At 45.0% G+C, this 22,116-nt stretch carries 19 protein-coding genes; 1 reads left to right on the top strand and 18 read right to left on the bottom strand.

Features of this window, described 5'->3' with window-relative positions; all coding sequences use genetic code 11:
• Window positions 1-9: 9 nt before the first annotated feature.
• The 18 genes from ftsX to G344_RS0109995 all read right to left on the bottom strand — a co-directional run bounded on the left by ftsX (window position 10) and on the right by G344_RS0109995 (window position 20,085).
• Window positions 10-897, bottom strand: coding sequence for a permease-like cell division protein FtsX (gene ftsX, locus G344_RS0109910; RefSeq protein ID WP_028256075.1), 888 nt, complete (start codon window positions 895-897; stop codon window positions 10-12).
• On the bottom strand, window positions 887-1,573 hold the full coding sequence (gene ftsE, locus G344_RS0109915) for a cell division ATP-binding protein FtsE (RefSeq protein WP_028256076.1): 687 nt from the start codon (window positions 1,571-1,573) through the stop codon (window positions 887-889). The genes ftsX and ftsE overlap by 11 nt, the downstream gene beginning before the upstream one ends.
• A 17-nt stretch (window positions 1,574-1,590) precedes the next feature.
• A complete protein-coding gene (locus tag G344_RS0109920) occupies window positions 1,591-2,523 on the bottom strand; it encodes a transketolase family protein (protein ID WP_028256077.1) in 933 nt (310 codons plus the stop codon).
• A 2-nt stretch (window positions 2,524-2,525) separates the two neighbouring features.
• Complete coding sequence (locus G344_RS0109925) at window positions 2,526-3,359, bottom strand: transketolase (RefSeq protein WP_028256078.1); 834 nt, start codon at window positions 3,357-3,359, stop codon at window positions 2,526-2,528.
• A gap of 83 nt (window positions 3,360-3,442) precedes the next feature.
• The gene (csaB, locus tag G344_RS0109930) at window positions 3,443-4,540 is read right to left on the bottom strand and encodes a polysaccharide pyruvyl transferase CsaB (RefSeq protein ID WP_028256079.1); all 1,098 of its coding nucleotides are present in this window, start codon (window positions 4,538-4,540) and stop codon (window positions 3,443-3,445) included.
• A gap of 3 nt (window positions 4,541-4,543) precedes the next feature.
• The gene (locus G344_RS0109935; protein ID WP_420864502.1) at window positions 4,544-6,571 is read right to left on the bottom strand and encodes a DUF5693 family protein; all 2,028 of its coding nucleotides are present in this window, start codon (window positions 6,569-6,571) and stop codon (window positions 4,544-4,546) included.
• Between the two features lie 13 nt (window positions 6,572-6,584).
• On the bottom strand, window positions 6,585-7,277 hold the full coding sequence (locus G344_RS0109940) for an LmeA family phospholipid-binding protein (protein ID WP_028256081.1): 693 nt from the start codon (window positions 7,275-7,277) through the stop codon (window positions 6,585-6,587).
• Window positions 7,278-7,347: 70 nt separating this feature from the next.
• Window positions 7,348-8,455 (bottom strand): peptide chain release factor 2 gene (gene prfB, locus G344_RS0109945; protein ID WP_239447810.1). Its coding sequence is split into 2 segments (ribosomal slippage): window positions 7,348-8,397 and window positions 8,399-8,455, totalling 1,107 coding nucleotides; the frame shifts between segments, so codons are not numbered across the junction.
• A gap of 108 nt (window positions 8,456-8,563) precedes the next feature.
• Window positions 8,564-11,008, bottom strand: coding sequence for a preprotein translocase subunit SecA (secA, locus tag G344_RS0109950; protein ID WP_028256083.1), 2,445 nt, complete (start codon window positions 11,006-11,008; stop codon window positions 8,564-8,566).
• Between the two features lie 215 nt (window positions 11,009-11,223).
• Window positions 11,224-13,665, bottom strand: coding sequence for a phenylalanine--tRNA ligase subunit beta (gene pheT / locus G344_RS0109955; protein ID WP_028256084.1), 2,442 nt, complete (start codon window positions 13,663-13,665; stop codon window positions 11,224-11,226).
• Window positions 13,666-13,677: 12 nt separating this feature from the next.
• On the bottom strand, window positions 13,678-14,700 hold the full coding sequence (gene pheS / locus G344_RS0109960) for a phenylalanine--tRNA ligase subunit alpha (protein ID WP_028256085.1): 1,023 nt from the start codon (window positions 14,698-14,700) through the stop codon (window positions 13,678-13,680).
• A gap of 410 nt (window positions 14,701-15,110) precedes the next feature.
• Entirely contained in the window at window positions 15,111-15,323 is a 213-nt protein-coding gene (locus G344_RS11965) for a hypothetical protein (RefSeq protein ID WP_211219567.1), read from the bottom strand.
• A 242-nt stretch (window positions 15,324-15,565) separates the two neighbouring features.
• Window positions 15,566-16,078 (bottom strand): flavodoxin, encoded by a 513-nt coding sequence (locus G344_RS11295; protein ID WP_051245907.1) that lies wholly within the window; start codon window positions 16,076-16,078, stop codon window positions 15,566-15,568.
• Window positions 16,079-16,117: 39 nt separating this feature from the next.
• Window positions 16,118-16,645, bottom strand: coding sequence for a nitroreductase family protein (locus tag G344_RS0109975; RefSeq protein ID WP_028256086.1), 528 nt, complete (start codon window positions 16,643-16,645; stop codon window positions 16,118-16,120).
• A 43-nt stretch (window positions 16,646-16,688) separates the two neighbouring features.
• Complete coding sequence (locus G344_RS0109980; RefSeq protein ID WP_028256087.1) at window positions 16,689-17,159, bottom strand: YbaK/EbsC family protein; 471 nt, start codon at window positions 17,157-17,159, stop codon at window positions 16,689-16,691.
• A 116-nt stretch (window positions 17,160-17,275) separates the two neighbouring features.
• Window positions 17,276-17,653, bottom strand: a complete 378-nt coding sequence (crcB, locus tag G344_RS0109985; protein WP_028256088.1) for a fluoride efflux transporter CrcB — start codon at window positions 17,651-17,653, stop codon at window positions 17,276-17,278.
• A 602-nt stretch (window positions 17,654-18,255) separates the two neighbouring features.
• Window positions 18,256-19,104, bottom strand: coding sequence for a MerR family transcriptional regulator (locus tag G344_RS0109990; protein ID WP_028256089.1), 849 nt, complete (start codon window positions 19,102-19,104; stop codon window positions 18,256-18,258).
• A 21-nt stretch (window positions 19,105-19,125) separates the two neighbouring features.
• Complete coding sequence (locus G344_RS0109995) at window positions 19,126-20,085, bottom strand: lactate/malate family dehydrogenase (protein ID WP_028256090.1); 960 nt, start codon at window positions 20,083-20,085, stop codon at window positions 19,126-19,128.
• 608 nt (window positions 20,086-20,693) lie between these two features.
• On the opposite strand from G344_RS0109995, the gene G344_RS0110005 reads away from it, so the two are divergent.
• The gene (locus G344_RS0110005; RefSeq protein ID WP_028256091.1) at window positions 20,694-22,112 is read left to right on the top strand and encodes a Na+/H+ antiporter NhaC family protein; all 1,419 of its coding nucleotides are present in this window, start codon (window positions 20,694-20,696) and stop codon (window positions 22,110-22,112) included.
• Window positions 22,113-22,116: the final 4 nt, after the last annotated feature.

Below are 22,116 nucleotides of genomic sequence, written 5' to 3' on the forward strand. Positions count from 1 at the left end.
CATTCCTCTTTACACCTTCATATACTGCTTTAACGAAATCGTACTGCCGATAGCACCGATAACAATGCCCAGTCCAAGAAGAATGCCCGTCAAATTATAGAAAAACGGGAGCATTGGAATCAGCGGTAAAAAGGCTAACGACTGCTCTACTTCCACTGTTACAAAGTGGTAGAATTCCCATACACAGGCAGTAGCAATCGCCGCTCCCACAAAACCAAGCATCATTCCTTCGATAAGGAACGGCCAACGAATAAACCAATTCGTAGCCCCTACGTATTTCATGATGGCAATTTCCTTGCGTCGTGCAAATACAGTAAGACGAATAGTGTTGGAAATAATAAAGAGCGTAGCCCCTGCAAGGAATACAATTAATGCAATCCCTCCGATGCGGATCACCTGGGTCACTTTAAAAATCTGTTCGATTACATCTTGCCCGTAATGCGCACTTTCTACTTCCGGGAATGTGCTTACCAACTTAGCCGCATTCTTTACCTCTTCCGGATTTTTAAAGGTCAAAATATAGGAGTTAGGCAATGGATTGTTGCCGTTTAAAGCATCAACCAACTGTGCTTGATCACCGAGGCGTTCCTTAAAACGCTTCATCGCCTCTTCCTTATTCACCCATTCCAAATTTTTTAAATCCGGCATAGCCTTTAACTTCTTCCCCACACCCATAATCTGTTGTGTTGTAAGACCATCCTTTAAATACACACTGATTTCTACTTGATTTTCTAAATTAGAGGCCAAGTTATTTAAATTCATAACCCCGCAAGTAAATACACCCAAGATAAACAAGGACAGTGCCACCGTCGAAATAGACGCCAAGGTCATTAGCCCATTGCGACGCATCGACTTTAGGGCTTCTTTAATATAATAGCCAAAAGTTCTAAGCTTCATTGAATTCGGCACCTCGCAATCGATCACTTACTACGCGGCCTGCATCCAATGCAATTACACGCTTATCTAAATACTGAACCATCTGCATATCATGCGTTACCATCACAATGGTAGTACCTGAATTATTGATGGCCTTAAACAATTCCATAATATCCCGACTTGTATTGGGATCAAGATTTCCTGTCGGTTCATCAGCGATGAGAACCAACGGCTTATTTACAATTGCTCTGGCAATAGCCACACGCTGTTGTTCCCCACCGCTCAGGTCTTCCGGCAAATCATTGGCCTTATGTGCCAAGCCTACCAATTCCAACACTTCTTCTACACGGCGACGAATAACACTGCGCTTCTCTTCGATAACTTCCAACGCAAAGGCAATATTTTCAAATACCGTCTTATTAGGCAACAAACGGAAATCCTGGAACACTACGCCGATGCGTCGACGCAGATGAGGAATCTTGCTCTTCTTCAACCGCGTTACATCGATATCATTGACAATAACCGTGCCCGAATCCGGCACCACTTCGTGGGACAACAGCTTAATGAATGTTGATTTGCCCGCACCGCTGGCTCCGCAGATAAGGACAAACTCGCCCTTATCCACATGAACTGTAACATCTTCTAAGGCAACCGAACCATTGTCATATACCTTATTGACGTGATTAAATTCAATCATTCTCTAAACTTCCTTTACTATTTGCGTTTCATGACCTTTTCGGCAGCTGCCACAATATTGTCAGCACTTAGGCCATATTTAGCCATCAACTCTTTCGGCGTACCGGATTCACCAAAGGTATCGGCCACTCCGATACGTTCCATCGGTACCGGCACCGTGCTTACCAGCACTTCTGCTACAGCGGCACCTAGTCCACCGATGATATTATGTTCTTCAGCAGTAACAATCGCGCCAATTTCCTTGGCAGCCGCTACAATAGCTTCTTCGTCAATCGGTTTAATAGATGCCATATTGATGACGCGTGCTTCAATTCCTTTAGCATGTAACGCATCAGCTGCTTCCATGGCCGGACCAACTAAGGCTCCGCAAGCAATGATGGCTACATCCTTACCATCGCGCAATACCTGCGCTTTACCCGGAGTGAACATGTAACCTTCCGGCGTTACATCAGCTACGCCGGCACGACCGAGTCGTACATATACGGGGCCTTCATAATCGGCAGCCCAATGAATAACAGCTTTTGTTTCTGCTGCATCGGCCGGTACGATTACTTTCATATTAGCCACGGCACGCATGCAAGCAATATCCTCCAAGCTCTGATGGGTAGCACCATCTTCACCTACGGTAATCCCTGCATGGGTAGCACAGATTTTTACATTTAACTTAGGATAGCAAACAGCGTTGCGCACCTGTTCAAAGGCACGACCTACCGCAAACATTGCAAAAGAAGATACGAACGGTACTTTACCGGCAGCAGCCAAACCGGCTCCCACGCTAATAAGATTCTGTTCCGCAATCCCTACATTAAAGAAGCGATCCGGATAGGCCTTTTTAAAACCATCCGTCTTTGTAGATTTAGATAAATCCGCATCTAATACAACAATATTATTATTTTTAGCACCGATTTCTACCAATGCTTCGCCATATGCTTCACGTGTTGCTTTGCCCATGCTTACACCTCCAAAACTTCCGCTACAAATGTATCGCACTGTTCCTGAGACGGTGCTTTACCATGCCAACCGGCCTGGCCTTCCATTTCAGCTACGCCCTTACCTTTTACAGTATGCATAACAATCACTGTCGGTTTATCTGTCACTTGACGAGCTTCTTCGATAGCATTATGTAAGGCGTCCAAATCATGGCCGTCCACTTCAATTACATTCCAATTAAAGGCGGCAAATTTTTCACCGATCGGCAACGGAGACATAACTTCTCGAATATCGCCATCGATTTGCAAACCGTTAAAGTCAACGAAAGCTGTCAAATTACTCAACTTATAGAATCCTGCAAGCATAGCTGCTTCCCATACCTGCCCTTCTTCGAGTTCACCATCTCCCAAGATGGAAAACACGTGGTACGGTGCCTTATCAATGCGTCCGGCTAAAGCCATGCCGCAAGCAGCACTGATACCTTGCCCCAAGGAACCAGTAGACATATCAACACCCGGTGTATGTTTCATATCCGGATGACCTTGAAGCATTGCATTAATCTTGCGTAGCTTCATTAACTCTTCTTTCGGAAAATACCCTTTTTCTGCCAAGGTAGCATATAGGGCCGGTGCTGCATGGCCCTTCGACAATACGAAGCGGTCTCTTTTGGGATCCTTCGGATTTGCCGGGTCAACATTCATTTCTACATAGTATAACAGCGCCATTACATCCGCGATGGATAGCGATCCACCGGGATGTCCCGATTTAGCCTCTGTTACCGATTTCAAAATGCTTACGCGAATTGCCTTCGCTTTTTCCTGAACCAATTGTTTTTGTTCAGCACTTAACTTTGTCATAAAGACCCTCCAATCATCGGTTTAAAACCATTGCTACGTATTGCAAACTCAGACGTAATCGTCATAAGTGAATGACTCTATTGTTACTCTACTTTCTTCGACAGAAGAGATAATGCGATGTGAGCATTCTTAAGCGACTCTTCCCGTAAACTGATAATGCGTTGACGCACCTCGTTTTGCAAGGCTCGATCCGTCAAGACCTTCGTCGCTTCCGTCGTCAGTGCATCTGCGGAAATATCATCCAGTGTACCAATAGGAACTTCTCCAATCATATGTAAAAAATTGGCTATCTTTGGATCGTAGGATATACCGATTACCGGTTTTTCCATAAGCGATGCAAAGACCAATGCATGTAATCGGACACCAATAAGCATATCCATTGAACCGGCTAATGCCAAAAGCTCCGTAGTCGTGTATACGCGATTCAGAACAACCGGTTTATACTTCATCATACAGCTGATAGCCTCCGCCTCTGCCGTATCCGCCGGATGCTGCATAGGAATAAAGACAACATCTACGTCCAATGTTTCTTGTAAGGTATCCAGTGCTGTAGCCAATTCTTTACGATATGACGTCGATTGCTTCCACTGTCGTACAGAAACACCGATGCGCTTTTTTACACCGGATAACTGATACGGCGCCAGTAGTCTTTTACCGATAGTAGTGTCCACCGGATGCATAGCCAGCACCGCATCTGCCGTTACCTGAATAGGTACCTTGGTAACCCCCATTGCTTCTAATTCATGCCGCGACTTTTCATCACGTACAGTAATCATAGTTACCTTATTTAAAACACGGCCCACAGTTTTTCGCGCCCGCTCACTGCGTAAAGGCCCGATTCCCTGTGCATACAACATAATGCGTTTGCCAAACCACTGTGCCAAAGTAATAATACTGAGATAATAATATAAACTTCGTTTACTTGTTACATCCTGTAAAAGACTGCCGCCACCGCTGATTAACAAATCACAGCGAGCAATAGCCGACAAAATGCCAAGACCGTCAAAGCGACCAACAGCTTTAATGCCGTGTCGCTCCGCCGTCACCTTAGGATTGCCGGATATTACCGTAATATCCGCATTGGGCACAACTTCTAGGATAGCTTCCAAAATAGCGGCCAACATAGCCTCGTCACCGGCATTACCGAAACCGTAATAACCGGAGATTACAATCCTATTCATTGCTCACCCCCTACGCTGATACCATGCCGTCGTATACATTAAGAACCGAATAATAAGAACGGCAATCACGCCTATAACAAGCCCCATCCACAGTCCATCTAAGCCGCGGGCAATCGACATGAGCACCGGTGTCCTAATATGGCAGAAGGTTTCTACCATAGATCCGATACCAATAACACCGGCAATGGTAAGCAAGAAATGAATTACCATCGGCCACCGCCGAAGTACAGCGTAACCGGCGAGTAACAACGCCGGATGTCCGATAAGGAATTCCTTCTCACGAGGACGTGCATATAATGTATTTTCCAGGAACCGTCTGAGGGCAAGTTCAAAACTCGGTACCGGTACGCCAGCCGTATGACCACTGCGACCTACAAACACCCAGGCTGCACCGCCTAATACGGCCAAGACAGCTACCATATAGAGCTTCACATCTGTCGTCATAAATTCCCGAATAAACTGTTTTGTTTCTGACCAATTATGTAGCGTACGCCCCTTCCACAGTGGAAAGCGTTGTAAGTAAGCAATTGCTGTTAAAATAACCGGCGCTACAAACACTAATTTCACACCGCGGAACAGAGCAAATTCCATAAAGAATTTCGTATTCCCTAAAATAGCTGCAATGTAAATACCGCCGATAGCAGCCAAAATCGCTGCACCAATAACATACACTGCGGCTTCCGCCATAGCTCTGGTAGCCCCTACCTTGGGCCCTTGGCTTCGTATCTGCCAACAATTCATCAATAATATAATTGCGACAACCGGTGCACAAATTGCTGCTGACAATGCCCACACCTGCGTAATCAAGGTCGCGCCTGTTACCACGTAAGCAACAATCGTCAATAACATTAAGGTAAAAGCTGCTACTAACTGGCGATGCTGTTTCATAGGGATAAAGAGATTCACCATGAATACGAAGAGAGCCGCTGAACCGCACATCGTAAGGGCCAAAGCAATCGGACTCGGCGTATACGGCGGATATACGGAGGCACGACCAAAGGTAAAGCCGCGGTCCTCTAATTTATCCTTCACATCCTTCATATAACCGATACTTGTCTGCAGTGCTGTTTCATTGTTCTTACCTTCTTCGTAAATCGGATACAGATTAAAGCGGATATTACGTTCAATATCACTAATGTAGAACCACTGCGCTACTTCGGTAGGACTCAGTTTTTTCATTTCCTCTTTCGTAACTGTATACAAGCGTCCTACACTGTATTCCGACTTAGCGGCTAACTCATCAAATCCGGCTTGCGGATCATACTGCAATTGATTAACCGCTTCGATTCCCATAACCGGAATGTGGTTTTCCTTCAACAATTCTTCAGTTAAGTCCAAATTCTTCGGATATCCCAACGCTTCTTTGCCTACGAAGACCATTCCCGTCACATTCGGAATCCCTTTGATGCGGTTAAACACATGCTCTACATCGGCTTTAGTTTCATTTTTATAATTGGTAGGTCGTACAATAACATTAAAACCTGCATTACTTACAGCTTGTGCTTGTAAGCGGGAAATACCCAGCTTCATTTCCATCAACGCCTGATGAGGCTGCGTTAAAGCTAACACCTCACCGCGGTCACTGTACAATACCCGTACTTTATCCTGCCCTACACGGCGAATCAAGTCCTCCTTGATTTCACGATAGTAGCCTTCTTTGCCCGGCAAGCTTCCCACATAAGTAGTACCGGCCTGCGGTTCAATGCCATACAAGGTTAGACGCCGTGCTTCTTCACCGCTATATACGGCAATCTCACCGGCATCATGGGCCTTTTCCAACGTGCGATCGTAGATGGCCATAGCCGTTACACCCGCATCACGCAGGGCAGCAAAGGCGTCTTCGGTGCTTCGTTTCTCAAACGAGGAGGCTCTTAGCACGCCATCATACTCCACAATATTTTCAATTTGATGTTGTGCTTGTTCGATTTGATAGCGCTGATGCACCAGAAACAGGCCTGCCAACAGCCCGATTATAATACATATAACCAGCACCGGTGAATAGTATTTCTTTTGTTGCATTGCTCTGTTCACTGCTCTGCCTTTCTTACTTTGCTTTTGGTTTTACAAAAATATGAATTTCTCCGTTAGAGGTGTCGATGCGTTCTGCATCCACCGGAATCGGGAATTTCTCAAAATCATAAATAACAATTCGTTTCAAAATAGCAGTATTCAAACCACCGACGCCAATACCGTTAATGGCAAAACGCTGTGGTGAAAATACCAAGGAGTTACCATCAAGTTCGAGAGTTCCTTTGATTTCCGCATCACCAGAAATAATACCGCCGATATCAATGCTGCCGTTGACCGTAATTCCGCCGGCTGTCACTTCCACATTAGAAATTGTCAGTCCGTGTACGGAATTTTCCATAAACCGCTGCAAATCATCCTGCGTTACGGTTCCTTCAATCTCACCGCGCCCCATATCGGTAATCACCACTTGACGATTCAACAGGAGCTGCAGCACATCCAGTTTCATATTGGAAATATCGAAATGAACATCTGCAAAATTCAGTCGTCCCAAAGATACATTTTCCACATCGCCGCGGAATACGGCCACATCACCTAAGGCTAACTTAATAGCCGGCGACGATTCAGCTCTGACGGATACTGTATCCGCCTCCAAGCGCTCGCTAATTTGCTTTTCCAATTGCGTACTCACAAAGGAAGGCAGGAACATCTGCGCAGCGCCCAACACAATACCGACGAGAATCACCAGAAATAAAATAAATTTTTTCATCTACCGCTCCATACTTCATGTAACGAACTTTTTATAGCCACCTTAGCAGCATACTGTAAATGGCGGGCCGTTAATAGGAAAGATTAGCTTCTTTTTTCAAAAATCCTTCAATAAATTCATCCAGGTTACCATCCATCACAGCTTGCACATTACCGGTTTCAACACCGGTGCGATGATCCTTTACCATGTTGTACGGATGGAATACATAGGAACGAATCTGGCTGCCCCACTCGATAGCTTGGTAGGTACCACCGATTTTTTCCTTTAATTCCGCCTGTTTTTCCAATTCTAATTCAAATAATTTAGCACGCAATAAACGTAACGCCTGTTCACGGTTTTGAATCTGTGAACGTTCACTTTGACATTGTACGACAATCCCGGTCGGGCGGTGTGTCATACGCACGGCGGAGTCTGTCTTGTTAATATGCTGACCGCCGGCACCGCTGGCTCGATATGTATCTACCTGAACGTCCTTCATATCTAAATGTATTTCCACAGTATCGTCGATTTCCGGCATAACGTCTACAGCCGCAAAAGATGTATGACGACGGGCTGCCGCATCAAACGGTGAAATACGTACCAATCGATGAACTCCTTTTTCAGAACGTAAGTACCCAAATGCGTTTTCTCCTTTAATAAGGAACGTGGCACTCTTAATACCGGCTTCATCACCGGGCTGCTCGTCCATCATAGTAATGCCAAAGCCATGTTTTTCTGCCCATCGCAAATACATACGGATAAGCATGGATGCCCAGTCCTGTGCCTCCGTTCCGCCCGCACCGGCATGGAATGTAAGAATAGCATTATTCTTATCATACTCACCACTGAGGAGCAAGAGTACTTCACGTTTTTCCACCTCTTGATGAATGCCTTCTACAAAATCGGCAATCTCTTTTTCCATGGACACATCTTCCTCTTCGATGGCCATTTCCAGCATCAAGCGAGCATCCTCAATATCGTTAACCAACGATTTATAGCCTTCCACAGCATCTTTTAGCTGTGTCGCTTCCTGTGAGATTTCTCGCGCTTCTTCTGGATTATCCCAGAAGGTAGGATCACTCATCTTAACATCTAATGTAAATATACGGTCTTCCTTTTGAGCGATGTTAAAGTGAATCCCTCATTCCATAAATTCGCTCTTCCAGATTTTCGATGGGACCTTTCAAATCCTCTAGCAAATTTTTCACCTCTTTCCTTGGCAAACACCTTACGGTATCTACCGGTAAAACAACGATTATAAAAACAGAAAATGGCCGTCGCGACGATTGCAACGAGCCATTTTCAGTCTAATCTACATCTTGCGGCTCCAACACATCGTCATGATGGGTTTGCGCATTCTTCAGCGGATCGCTGGTTTCTTCTTCACCTTCCACTGCTTCTGCCAATTCGATACGAATTCGATAGAGATACATAACCGTATCTTCCTGAATTGCTTCAATCATGTTTTCAAACATGTCATACGCTTCGAATTTATATTCCACGAGAGGATTCTTCTGCCCGTAAGCACGCAGACCAATCCCTTCACGCAGCATATCCATGGAGTCGAGATGCTCCATCCACTTGCTGTCTACCACTTTGAGCATAACTGCTTTTTCCAGTTCTCTCATGTTGGCTTCACCGATAAGAGCTTCTCGTTTTTCATATTCTTTATGCGCAAAATCAATTAACATTTCTTCCAGTTCACCGCGGCCCAACTCTTCCATTTGTGCCACTGTAATCTGTCCCGGATCTAGGAAATAAATTTCAAGGTGTTTCAACAACCCTTCATAATCCCATTCTTCCGGATATAACTTTTCATCGGCATAGTGATCCATCGCTTTGGTAATAATAGAATCTACCATGTCCATAACCGTGTCGCGCAATGAATCATTGCCGAGAATTTTACGGCGCTGCTCATACAACACTTCACGTTGCTGGTTCATAACATCATCATATTCAAGGATATATTTACGAATATTAAAGTTATGATTTTCCACCTTTTTCTGCGCCCGTTCAATAGAACGCGTAATCAAGGAATGTTCAATCGGTTCATCCTCTTCCATACCGAGCTTATCCATCATATTAGAAATATTATCGGCTCCGAAAATACGCATCAAATCGTCTTCCAAGGACAAGAAGAATTGGGATGAACCGGGGTCTCCCTGACGACCGGAACGACCGCGGAGCTGATTATCGATACGACGGCTTTCATGGCGTTCCGTACCGAGAATATGAAGACCGCCCAATTCGGCAACACCTTCACCGAGACTAATATCCGTACCGCGACCGGCCATGTTGGTAGCAATCGTTACCATCCCCCGTTGACCGGCATTCTTAACGATTTCTGCTTCCTTTTCATGATGCTTAGCATTAAGCACATTATGCGGCACACCGCTTTTGGTGAGCATATCACTAAGCTCTTCAGATTGTGTAATCGACGTAGTACCTACCAATATCGGCTGACCTGTGGCATGACGCGCCACTACATCGCGTACAACGGCTCTGTACTTAGCTGCCTTCGTTTTAAAAATAAGATCAGGCATATCGATACGACGTAACGGTTTATTTGGTGGAATTTCATATACTTCTAAGCCGTAAATATTATTAAATTCCTGTTCTTCCGTCTTTGCCGTACCGGTCATACCGGACAACTTTTCATACATGCGGAAGTAATTCTGGAAAGTAATAGATGCCAATGTCTGACTTTCTCGTTCTACCTTAAGACCTTCCTTTGCTTCGATGGCTTGATGTAAACCATCGGAGTAACGACGACCGAACATAAGTCGACCTGTAAATTCATCAACAATAACAACCTGGCCGTCTTTTACTACATAATCCTTATCGCGATGCATCATGGCATACGCACGCAACGAAGCAATAAGTAAATGGTTAAGCTCCAAGTTTTCAGAATCATACAGGTTCTCTACATGAAGCATCTTTTCTACCTTCGCGATTCCCGCTTCCGTCGGCGCAATGGTCTTTTGCTTTTCATCGATGGTATAATCTTCATCCTTTACCAATTTAGGGACAATCGCCGCCAAGGTGTAATACCTATCGGTGGATCGTTCCCCCGGACCGGAAATGATAAGCGGTGTACGCGCTTCATCGATGAGGATAGAGTCAACTTCATCGACAATAGCAAAATTCAACGGTCGCTGTACCATCTGCTCCGCATGAACTACCATGTTGTCACGAAGGTAATCGAAACCGAATTCGTTGTTTGTACCATAAGTAATATCACAGCCGTATGCATGCTTACGTTGACCATAATCAAGACCGGCAATGATAAGACCGACGGACATACCCAAATAATTATAAAGCTTGCCCATCCATTCACTGTCACGACGAGCCAAATAATCATTAACCGTTACTACGTGAACCCCTTTGCCTGTCAGTGCATTCAAGTATACCGGCAAAGTAGCTACCAACGTTTTACCTTCACCGGTACGCATTTCTGCAATGTTACCGCGATGCAAAGTAATCCCACCGATGAGCTGTACATCATAATGACGCAATCCCAAGACACGAACCGATGCTTCACGTACAACCGCAAAAGCTTCAGGCAAAATATCATCCAAGGTTTCACCGTTTTGCAAACGATCTTTAAACTCCTGTGTCTTTGCCTTTAGCGACGCATCGCTAAGTCCTGTCATATCTTTTTCTAAACTATTTATTTCTTCTACAATCGAGCGCATCTTTTTAATCTCTCGTGCGCTGTTGTTACCGATTAGTTTCTGTAAAAAACCAAACAAGCAGATCAACTCCTTAGCCTGTGTATTTGCTTTCATCCTCATTCAATTCATTGTAGCAAAAAGCCCGGTAATAGTCAAAATTATCAGTTACATTCTCTCAAGGTTTCGCAAACACTCTCTCATGAATGCATATGTTCATAAAAAAGCGTCTTGGCAAATCATCACCTAAGTCACCAAGACGCCTTTTATATAAATGTATAATACTTAACTAATACTTAACGAAGCTTGCAATCCTTTTCGGCCAATGCATTGATAATCGCCTGAATCGGTTCATCCACATCCGCATCAGTCAAGGTGCCTTCCGTCGAGCGGAAACCAATGGTGTATGCTAAGCTACGGAAACCTTCGGCTATGTGTTCCCCTTCGTACACGTCAAACACATAAGCGCTTTCCAACTTGTCGCCACCATTGGCTACGATAATCTGTTGAATCGTTTCTGCCGATACCGACCTCGGTGCTACGATAGCCAAGTCGCGGGTAATGCCCGGGAACTTACTAATCGGTGTGTACTGCAATTGACTACGTACCGTTTCAAGTAAGGCAGAAATATTGATTTCAAAGAGATAGCACTTACCTTCCAAATCATAATTCTTAGCTACCTGTGGATGCAATTCGCCCAAAGTAGCGATGGTTACACCATCTACCTTATAAGCCGCACTTACACCCGGATGGTAATAAGGTTCATCCGTAGTAGTTAATGTATAATTTTCTACGCGAAGCGCTGCCAATACGGCTTCTACAACGCCCTTTACATCATAGAAATCTGTCTGACGTGCAGCCACACTCCATTGTGCTTCATCAGCACGACCGGTCATAAAGCCGGCTGCCATATATCGTTCTGTCGGCAAACTGTCTTTATCTGCTGCTTCTTCATACACTGCTGCCGTTTCAAATGCCCAGATATCATGATTCTTCTGCGCACGATTGCGTACAGCTGCATCAAGAATGCTAGGTACTAAAGTAGTGCGCATAACCGGATACTCTTCGGAAATCGGATTTAAAATCTGTACTGCTTTATACCGTGCATCACCTTCCGGAATCATGAGCTTTGCCAAACTATCCTTATGCATGAAACTAAAGGTAATCATTTCGCTGAGACCGTTATTAGCCAATGTATGCGCAATAGTTTTAGTCATCTGCTTACGATCGCTGAGCACGCCACTGTTAAGTGCTGCCCATGGTGTGGTGACCTTAATATTGTCATAGCCGTAAATACGCGCTACTTCTTCGGCAATATCCGGCATAACCGTTACATCACCGCGCCAAGACGGTACACCGATTACCATTGAACCGTTACCACAGGTAACATCAAAGGACAAGGTTGTCAAAATATCCACCATACGCTGTTCATCAATGTCCGTACCCAGGTACGCATTGATAGCATCCGCAGTAGTAGTCACCGTCGTCGGTGCTGCCGGATTAGGATATACGTCAACAATACCCTTACCTATCTTGGCATCCGGGCACAACTGCTGCAATAACTGCGCAGCCCGATTAATTGCCATAATACTGTATTCCGGATTAACACCACGTTCGAAACGACCGGATGCTTCGCTGCGCATCCCTAACGCACGAGCTGTACGGCGAATGGATGCACCATTGAAAACAGCTGCTTCCAAAAGCACATCTGTCGTAGTGTTCGTCACTTCGCTGTCATAGCCACCCATAACACCGGCTACCCCTACAGCACGCTGTTCATCGGCAATAACAAGCATGTCCGTTGTCAATTCGCGATCGGTGCCATCCAAAGTTTTTAATACTTCCCCTTCGTTGGCACGACGGGCTGTCAAGCTGTGTCCCTTAACATGTGCATAATCGTATGCATGCATAGGTTGACCTAGCTCAAGCATAGCGTAGTTGGTTACATCTACCACATTATTAATAGGGCGTATACCGCTATTGCGCAAACGATTCTGTAACCACATCGGCGACGGTGCTACCGTTACACCCGTTACAAGCCGCGCTGCAAAACGGCTGCACAAATCGCCATCTGCAATCGTTACCTGTACCTTCCCGTCGATAGCTTCACCGTTTTCATCAACCGTAATCTCCGGCAATACCGCTTTTTGATTTGTCAACACCGCAAACTCACGACTGAGTCCTACCATAGAGAAGCAATCGGCACGGTTCGGTGTCAATTCAAATTCGTAAACCGTATCATTCATCATGAGTACATCGCGAATATCCATGCCAATCGGTGTATCGGCCGGTAAAATGTAAATACCTTCCGCTTCTTCCGGTACTACCAACTCCTTGGAAATTCCCAATTCCGCTACAGAACAGAACATCCCTTCCGACGGCAACCCGCGAAGCTTTCCCTTCTTGATTTCCGTGCCGTCTGCCAATCGAGACTTATGATACGCTACCGGCACAATTTGTCCTACTCGTACATTAGTAGCAGCTGTAATAATCTGCTTTGTAATCGGTGTACCGTCCGTGTCGAGGCAGGCTACCTGGCATACCTGCAATTTATCTGCATCCGGGTGTTTTGTAATTTCCGTAATCTTCCCGGTAAAAATTTTCTTCAATCCCGGATCGACTGTTTCTACTTCTTCAACGGGTATTCCCGCCTGTGTCAATTCGTCAGCCAGCTCCTGAGCAGGACGATTCATGTCTACAGGCACATATTCATTCATCCATGTTAAACTTGCCTTCATTCCTTTTACCTCCTAGAACTGCTTTAAGAATCGCATATCATCTTCATAGAACAAGCGTAAATCGTTAATGCCATAAAGAAGCATGGCAATACGTTCCACCCCCATACCAAAGGCAAAGCCGCTTACCTTATCGGGATCATAGCCGTTCAGGCGGAGCACATTCGGATGTACCATGCCGCATCCAAGGATTTCAAGCCACCCTGTGTGCGAACACATCCGGCAACCTTCGCCACCGCACATGCAACAAGAAATATCTACTTCCGCACTCGGTTCCGTGAAGGGGAAGAAGCTGGTACGAAACCGTACCTTCGTATCATTGCCGAAAATATGACGAAGGAATAATTCCAGCGTTCCTTTCAAGTCGGCAAACGTAATTCCCTTATCTACTACAAGCCCTTCTACCTGGTGGAATACCGGCGAATGTGTAGCATCATAATCCCAGCGATATACCTTACCAGGAGCAATCATGCGCACCGGAGAATTCGGTTCATGACTCTGCAATGTGCGTGCCTGTACCGGCGACGTATGGGTGCGAAGCAACACAGAATCCGTAATGTAAAAAGAATCCTGCATATCTCGTGCCGGATGATCGGCAGGCAAATTCAAACATTCAAAGTTATAATAATCGCTTTCGATTTCCGGACCTTCCGCTACGGTGTAGCCCATTTTCATAAAGAAACTTTCAATCATTTCATTAACCTTCGTCAACGGATGCAAATGACCTTGGCGACGCGTGCGACCGGGCAAGGTAATATCGATGCGTTCACTGTCGAGACGAGCCTGCAGTGCTTTTGCTTCCAATCCCGCCTGTACGTTAGAAAGCTCAGCTTCTAACGCTTCACGTACCGTGTTTACCATAGCCCCCATTTTCGGGCGTTCTTCCTTATCTAACTTACCAAGCCCTTTGAGTAATGCCGTAACGGCCCCTTTCTTACCCAAATAAGCAACGCGTACATCCTGCAATTCCTGCAATGATGTACAACCGGAAATCTTTGCCAGCGCTTCCGCTTGCAATGCGTCCAACTGTTCCTTCATGCGTCTAACCTCCTAATAGAAATAGACCTCCGCCCGGACAAGGGGCGAAGGTCTGAACTCGCGGTACCACCCTAATTAGTACTCTCAAAGCCGTAACGTGGCCGAACGGTGAACCTACTGTAATTTCAATTCACGGCTCCAAAAGGAAAGGCATTCTCGATGATTGCTACAGGGCTCACACCTTATCCCTGCTCTCTGAAAGCAATACTTTCAAGCGCCGATTTTATCATCGCCATACTTGCTATCGTTGCTCGAGGTCCAACGTTACTATTCACAACACTATGTATCGTAACGAACAGTTATTGTTAGACTATCACTAAGCACGACTCCAATTGTCTTCGCTGCGAACCGATTCATCAAATATATACATCGTTCGCAATGCTGTCCCTATTCTAGCACACAAGGCAAGCCTATGGCAAATGAGTTTTTAAATACGGACTTTTATTTTTTACTATACGATTGCCTAACCAATACCCAATAAGCGCATACAGTCCTATCATAGTTACGACTACCAAGGCGTAGCCTTCGCCGGGCAAATCAGCTGCCGTATGCCATTCATAAACCCACAACGCTCTATGCCATGTGTAAGGAACTATGTCCACAAACAGATACTTAGATAACAATATCCCCGTCACCATAGTTACGGAAAAACTTATGATCAACAAAACATTAAGTACTATTTGATATAATACCTAACCATTCGTGCCACAACGGCGGAAGATATACATATGCCAAGGCTGCCACACCGAGAACTACCATACTCATTGCCAGCCAGAATCGCTTCATGAAGGTACCTCCTTTTATTTATTGCTCTTGCCTAGCCAAGTAGAGACCGCTCCCGATACAGAATCAATCGCATTATCCCTCACATGAAGGCCTTCGACAACCGTTGCATTCGGTTCCAACCGCTTAATTGTATTGACAGTATCCGAGAAACCACTACCCCCGCTGGTGCAAAAACAACTACTTTCTTACCGGACAAATCAACCGAATCTAAGAAAGTGTATAACAGCATTGACATATCACCCCACCAATTAGGAAACCCTAAATATACTGTATCATAGCCTTGTAAATCGGGAGCTGCTTTTGCCATTGCCGGACGTTTACCTTCGCTACGCTCTTCTTTGGCCAAGCGCACCAACGTATCATAATCATTGGTGTACGGTTCTTTTGGTTCAATACGATATATGTCGGCCCCTGTATTTGCTTGAATAGCCTCCGCCATTTCCTTGGTATGTCCGGACCAAGAATAATACACAACCAACGCTTTACCTTGTGGAGTCATTGTTGTTGCCGTAGTGCCGGTAGCCTCCGTCGCTCCTCCGTTACCACTTCCGCAACCGGTTACCAGCATCAACACCAACGCGACGTAATACATCTTTATCTGCTAATTCTAAGTTATCTCCCAAATAGGTCTTCAATCAATCCGATACACGCGATGCTCTTTACGAGGAGCCGGTGCCGGTATATCCCCCTCTATATATCCAATCGCACAGTGAGCAATACCTTCATACTCCTCAGTAATGCCTAACGCAGCCAATACCGCTTTACCCCAGTCCGTAGCAAATTCTTCCTTTGCACGATGAATCCAACAACTACCAAGACCCAATGCATGGGCTGCTTGCATGAGGTTAGCCATGACCAAGCTGCCATCCTGCACGCGATTACTGTTTTCCTTTTTCCCCAATACAATCAGCATAGCCGGTGCACCATAAAAAGGATCGAAGGACTCCGGCCATCCGCCAATCTCGCGATTCATACTAGAAATCGTGCGTCGCATCTCTTCGTTTGCTACCTGCACAATAATCGTATTTTGTTTGCCCATCGAGCTTGCCGCATATAAGCCGGCTTCAATAATTTGATCCAATACTTCTTGCGGTACCGCATCTGCCTTAAACGAACGAATACTACGGCGCTCTTTTAATTCGTTAATCATTGCATTCATTCTTCTCACTCCTTGCGTTTCTTCATCGCTGCATCCTACGATGTCATTCCCAATGTTTACATACATCAACCCAATCCACTGCCTTCGCTGCTTGCCATAACTCATCTACGGTAAGTCGAACCGCACTATGATCATCACCGGCGGCAGGATACACAATAGCAAAGCGTTGTAATGATACATCCATATATACCGGCACACCTTCAACAATAGCAAACGGACATACACCACCCGGCGCATATCCGATATAGCTTTCCACTTCATCGCCGGGTATCATCCTTGCCTTGGTGTGAAAACGTGCTTTATATTTTTTATTGTCTATCTTTGTATCACCGGCAGCTACAATGGCAATGGCACCGTTATCGGTAAGAAAAGTCAGCGTCTTGGCAATCTGTTTACCTTCACATCCAACGGCAACCGCAGCTTCATCCACGGTAGCACTGGATTTTTCCAATACAATAATTCGATCATCTAACCGTAACGTTTCTAAATAGGTTCTCACTTTTTCAACTGACATCTCTCTCTCCTTTTCACTATCACATAACAAACACTGCCTAGAGGCGGCATCCTGTTTCATACATCAAGCTCTATAAAAACCTATCCTGCAATAGCTATTTTTCATACAGCCTCAGACTAAAATAGTGCATTCCCCAACGCATAACCTAACCAACATAAAAGCAAGCCACCAACTACATTACATCCGAAGTAAACAGCAGCCGCCAGTACGCTACCGGTACGCAGTAATGTTAACAACTCCATATTATACGTTGAAAATGTTGTGAACCCTCCCAAGATGCCGGTCACGAAGAATAGCTTTACCGATGGAGACAGTTCGGTATGATTCACAAACAATACAAACAACAGTCCAATCAAAAACGAACCGATACCATTTGCCAATATAGTGCCATAGGGAAACAGATTTCCCCCATGCGCATTGGCCAGCTCCGTAATACCGTAGCGCAATGCCGCACCAAGACCACCTCCTAAGGCGACCCATATCACCTTCTCCATAAAATTTCCATACCTCCTATAACCTAGCCTCTTTGGCCTTATTCCACATATTAGTTTCTACATACTAGTATACCCACAAAGCAATATCTATGCCACTATTATATATAAGAAGCCCCGTGTATAGAGGGGGATTCTGCCTCCTCCCCTATATGAAAAGGCCCCGTATGTTGGGGGTACAACGCCTCATCCTTCCACATCATATAAGAAGCCCCGTGTATAGAGGGGGCTTCTGCCTCCTCCACTATATGAGAAGGCCCCGTATGTTGGGGGTACAATGTCATTCGCAAGACCTGACTTGTACCCCCAACATACGGGGCCTAACCACATACTCTAAACTCATAACACTATTCGTCCTTTACATCATCTTCTGAGCAAAATCTTCTAACATCTGCTGAATCAGTATTAAGATAGCTAACATAGTAATCTCTCCTTTATTTTCAAATAAACCCAAAAGTCATATGACAATTGTCAGTAGACATTTTGTATTACAAGAAAGAGTATAAACTATAAAGTAACTTTACAGTCAATACTCTTTCGTTCATTTCCTATTCAAATTATAGATTATACGCATACTTTATTGTAATAAAGGACTACACTAGTCGTTATTTCATCTCTACAGGAACCTGTACCATGGAAAATGCCTTACCTTCTTCGGGATCACCAAAGGTGGAATCCAAAAAGCAGGTATCTACCGCATCACCGATTACGGTATGCCCCTCATCAGCTACCCATTGCAAAAGCTTTTTCAAATGAGTCGTGTCATCAGGCGTTCCGATTTTATAATAACAAGCATAGCGGCCGGCCGGTATAATTCTGTCACGACCTTCAAAATGACCACCATCATTTGGGATACGCAAATAACTGCCGGCTCCCAATAGAGGCTGATCTGTCGATAATTGCTCCTTTTTATATATAGTTCCGAAACTGTACGCCGGCATGAATTCATACGCATACATTTCACGCCACAATGTCATAAAGCTAAGATGAATATCCTCACGGCGCAAAACACCATCATCATTCATAGAAAACGGTGCAAAAATAATCCGTCGATCCTGATATGTCCGCAGAAACGGCTCACTGCTTTCTTTACCTGCTGCCGATACGGCTTCAGTATAAATATACAGCCGCTGTTGCAGAGCCAGCTGCTTACGTTCAATTCCTCGCTTTAACTCTTCCAACTGCTTAGCCTGCTGCCGCAATAATTCCATTTCCCGCAAAGGATCTCGACTCTTAATATGTAATTCAATTTCTTTTAAGCCGACCCCTAATGATTTTAAGAAGCATATTTCCCGAAGTACCGGGATTTGCTGATGGCTATAGTACCGATATCCGTTGTCATCGGTAAATACCGGCTTGAATAAACCAATGGAGTCATAATACAACAAGGTAGACCGCTGCAACCCATGAAGTTTCGCCATCTCACTAATAGGAATTCCGTATTTACCGGGCATACCATCATCTCCCTACCAACACTATTTACCTATATGGCGTCGCCAAGCTCTCTCTGTATACGCTAAAATCACATCATACGCTTTATCAAAGGCACGGCGTTCATCTTCGTTCATAGGAATTTCAATAATACGCTCTACCCCGTTTTTACCGAGAACCGTCGGTACCGATGCATAACCACCGTTCTTTTCGTATTCACCCTGTAACATACACGCCACCGGCAACACACGCTTTTCATCATGTACAATGGCGCGCCAAATACGAACGGCACAAGTAGAAACGCCAAACTCCGTACACGATTTACCGGCTTGCACAACAGCACCGCGATCCTTTACCGCTTCCAACATCGCTGCACGATCAAAGGACGGATACACATCCGGCTGTTCGCTTTGCAAAATATCCAAAGACTTACCGGCAATGGCCACCGCCGACCAAGGAATCATTGAAGAACTGCCATGTTCACCCATAACCCATGCATTCATGTCTAAATTATGAACACCCAATACTTTGCTGAGCATATGCTGAAAGCGTGCGGTGTCGAGACTGGTACCGCTGGAGATGACACGATTAGCCGGAAGCTCCATATATCGCTGCACAAAGGCAGCAATCACATCCGCCGGATTTGAAATAGATATGATGAACCCCTTAAAACCCGATGCTTTTAATTTGGGCAATACCTCTTCCAAGCAGTCTAATGTTACATCCAAGGTATCCAGTCTATCCTGTTCTACCGTCGGTAGCGGTCCCGCTGCAATAAAGACTACATCACAGTCGCCCATCTCCGTAGCCTCCACCGCACGAGCTCGAATTTTATGCGGCAAAAAGCTGCAGGCATCATTTAAATCCTGCGCTTCCGCTGTCGCCTTTTCTTTCTTTATATCACATAATAAAATTTCATCGGCTTCCCCTTGCGAAGCCAATGCAAAGCCCACATGGGATCCTACATTACCGGCACCGATAATACCTACGCTGCGTACCTTCATACTATCTCTCCTTTTTCTACCCTGTCCCTTTGAATTTACATGCAAGGAACCGGCAATACATAATTTGTTATATTATAGCATAGATTTTCTACCTTCGATTTTATCTTCATTCTATCTGATTAATTATAAAATGAAATTGAACACATAAAAAGTCCATAGTACATCGTCATTGAATCACCTCCTAAAAATGGGCATAAAAATAGACCCTTATATTGAACTGAACCCCAAATGTTAGACATATTTGGGGTCAGTTCATATTTTTCAGGGTCTATTTTTGTATATTTACCTTTTCATATTCTTTGGGCCTTTCCTCTGCATCAGAAGAAAGAATCCGGTCACATTCTTCTAAAAAAGCTTCTATAATTTCCAAAGATTTAGGATCATGAGGATCATCGTAGATATCTAGAAATTCTATTCGATTTAACATAGTCTATTCACACTTTCTTACATAAAAAACGCCTTGATGACATCACTGTACCCACTACTTTGCCTGTATTCTAACATACTTTCTCTTATAAAGCCATATGCCTTTTATAGCTGTAGTTCTCTCTTATACGGAACAATACGAATTTGTTATAATAAGCTCATAAGAGAAAGGTGGGATACATATGGCAAGAACACATACGGCATGGTCGGTACCGCTTGCACTTTTTATCACTGTACTAGGTTTGTTAGGGGCACTGTACACCGGTACCTTCATCGGCTATCCCTTGGTCATCGGTTGGTTACTGGTAGCCTTGGCATTATGGGGTAAGGATTATCCCCTTCGCCGCTTATGTATTATGTCTTGGCATGGCATTTCCTCTACTATGCTAGTACTCCAGATTTTTCTTTTCATCGGTGCCATCACCGCCTTATGGCAAGCATCCGGCACATTGCCGACAATTGTCATCTACAGTTTGGAAAGCATTGTACCTTCCCTTTTCCTGCTGTCTTGCTTTATATTGCCGTCTGCCGTCAGCTATCTCATCGGCAGCTCATTGGGAACAGCCGGCACCATCGGCTTACCGCTGATACTTTTAGCACGTCTGGGACATGTCCCGCTCGATATAACAGCCGGTGCCATTATCGCCGGTGCCTATGTAGGTGATAGAGCCTCCCCCATGTCATCCAGTGCGGCCTTGGTCGCCACCTTGACCAAAACAACCGTCCCCGATAATGTAGGCCCCATGTTCCGCACAGCGTTACCGGCACTCGTCCTGTCCTGTATATTTTATGGACTTTTCTCGTGGCGTTATCCCTTAGAAACAACCGATACAGCCTTGGCCACTTACATCGCCTCTACCTTCGTCATTTCACCATGGCTTCTCTTGCCAGCTGTAACCATTATTTTCTTGGTTCTATGTAAAGTCAAAGTGCGTATGGCCATGCTGATCAGTGCCGTTATTGCTTTTATCTTAGCCTACACTGTCCAGCATCAACCATTATCCCAACTACTCTATCAGACAATGATGGGCTTTCATCTTCCGGACCCTTCGCACCCCTTGTATACCATTTTTAAGGGAGGCGGCATTATTACCATGATTCCTCCGGCCATTGTCATTACCGCTGCCTGCGCTTTATCTACATTGCTGGAAGAAAGCGGCCAACTGGAACAACTTCAATCCCTATACCATCGTTGTCAACACTGCTCTTCACTATTTGCCGCCCAATGCCTAACCGCCTTGGCTACCGCCGGCATCGGGGCCAACCAATCAGTAGCCATCGTAATGAACTATTTCTTAACCAGGACCGCATACAATACGCTCTCCCTTGCCGAGTCAGCCGCCGATACAAGCGATACATCTCACGAACAGCCTAATCCTAATACAGATAGCACTCATCATAGTTCTAATCAACAACTTATGATGGATTTAGAAAACTCTGCTATCGTTATCGCGCCACTGCTCCCCTGGAATATCGCCGCCTTAGTGCCCACCGTCATGCTAGGCGTATCCATGACAGGATACCTTCCTTACGCGGCTTACCTCTATCTGTTGCCATTGTGCTATTGGTTGCAACTGCGGTTGAAGAATAGGACATATTAAATGG

The organism is Veillonella magna DSM 19857 (assembly GCF_000428745.1).
In the GTDB taxonomy this organism is placed as follows: domain Bacteria; phylum Bacillota; class Negativicutes; order Veillonellales; family Veillonellaceae; genus Veillonella_A; species Veillonella_A magna.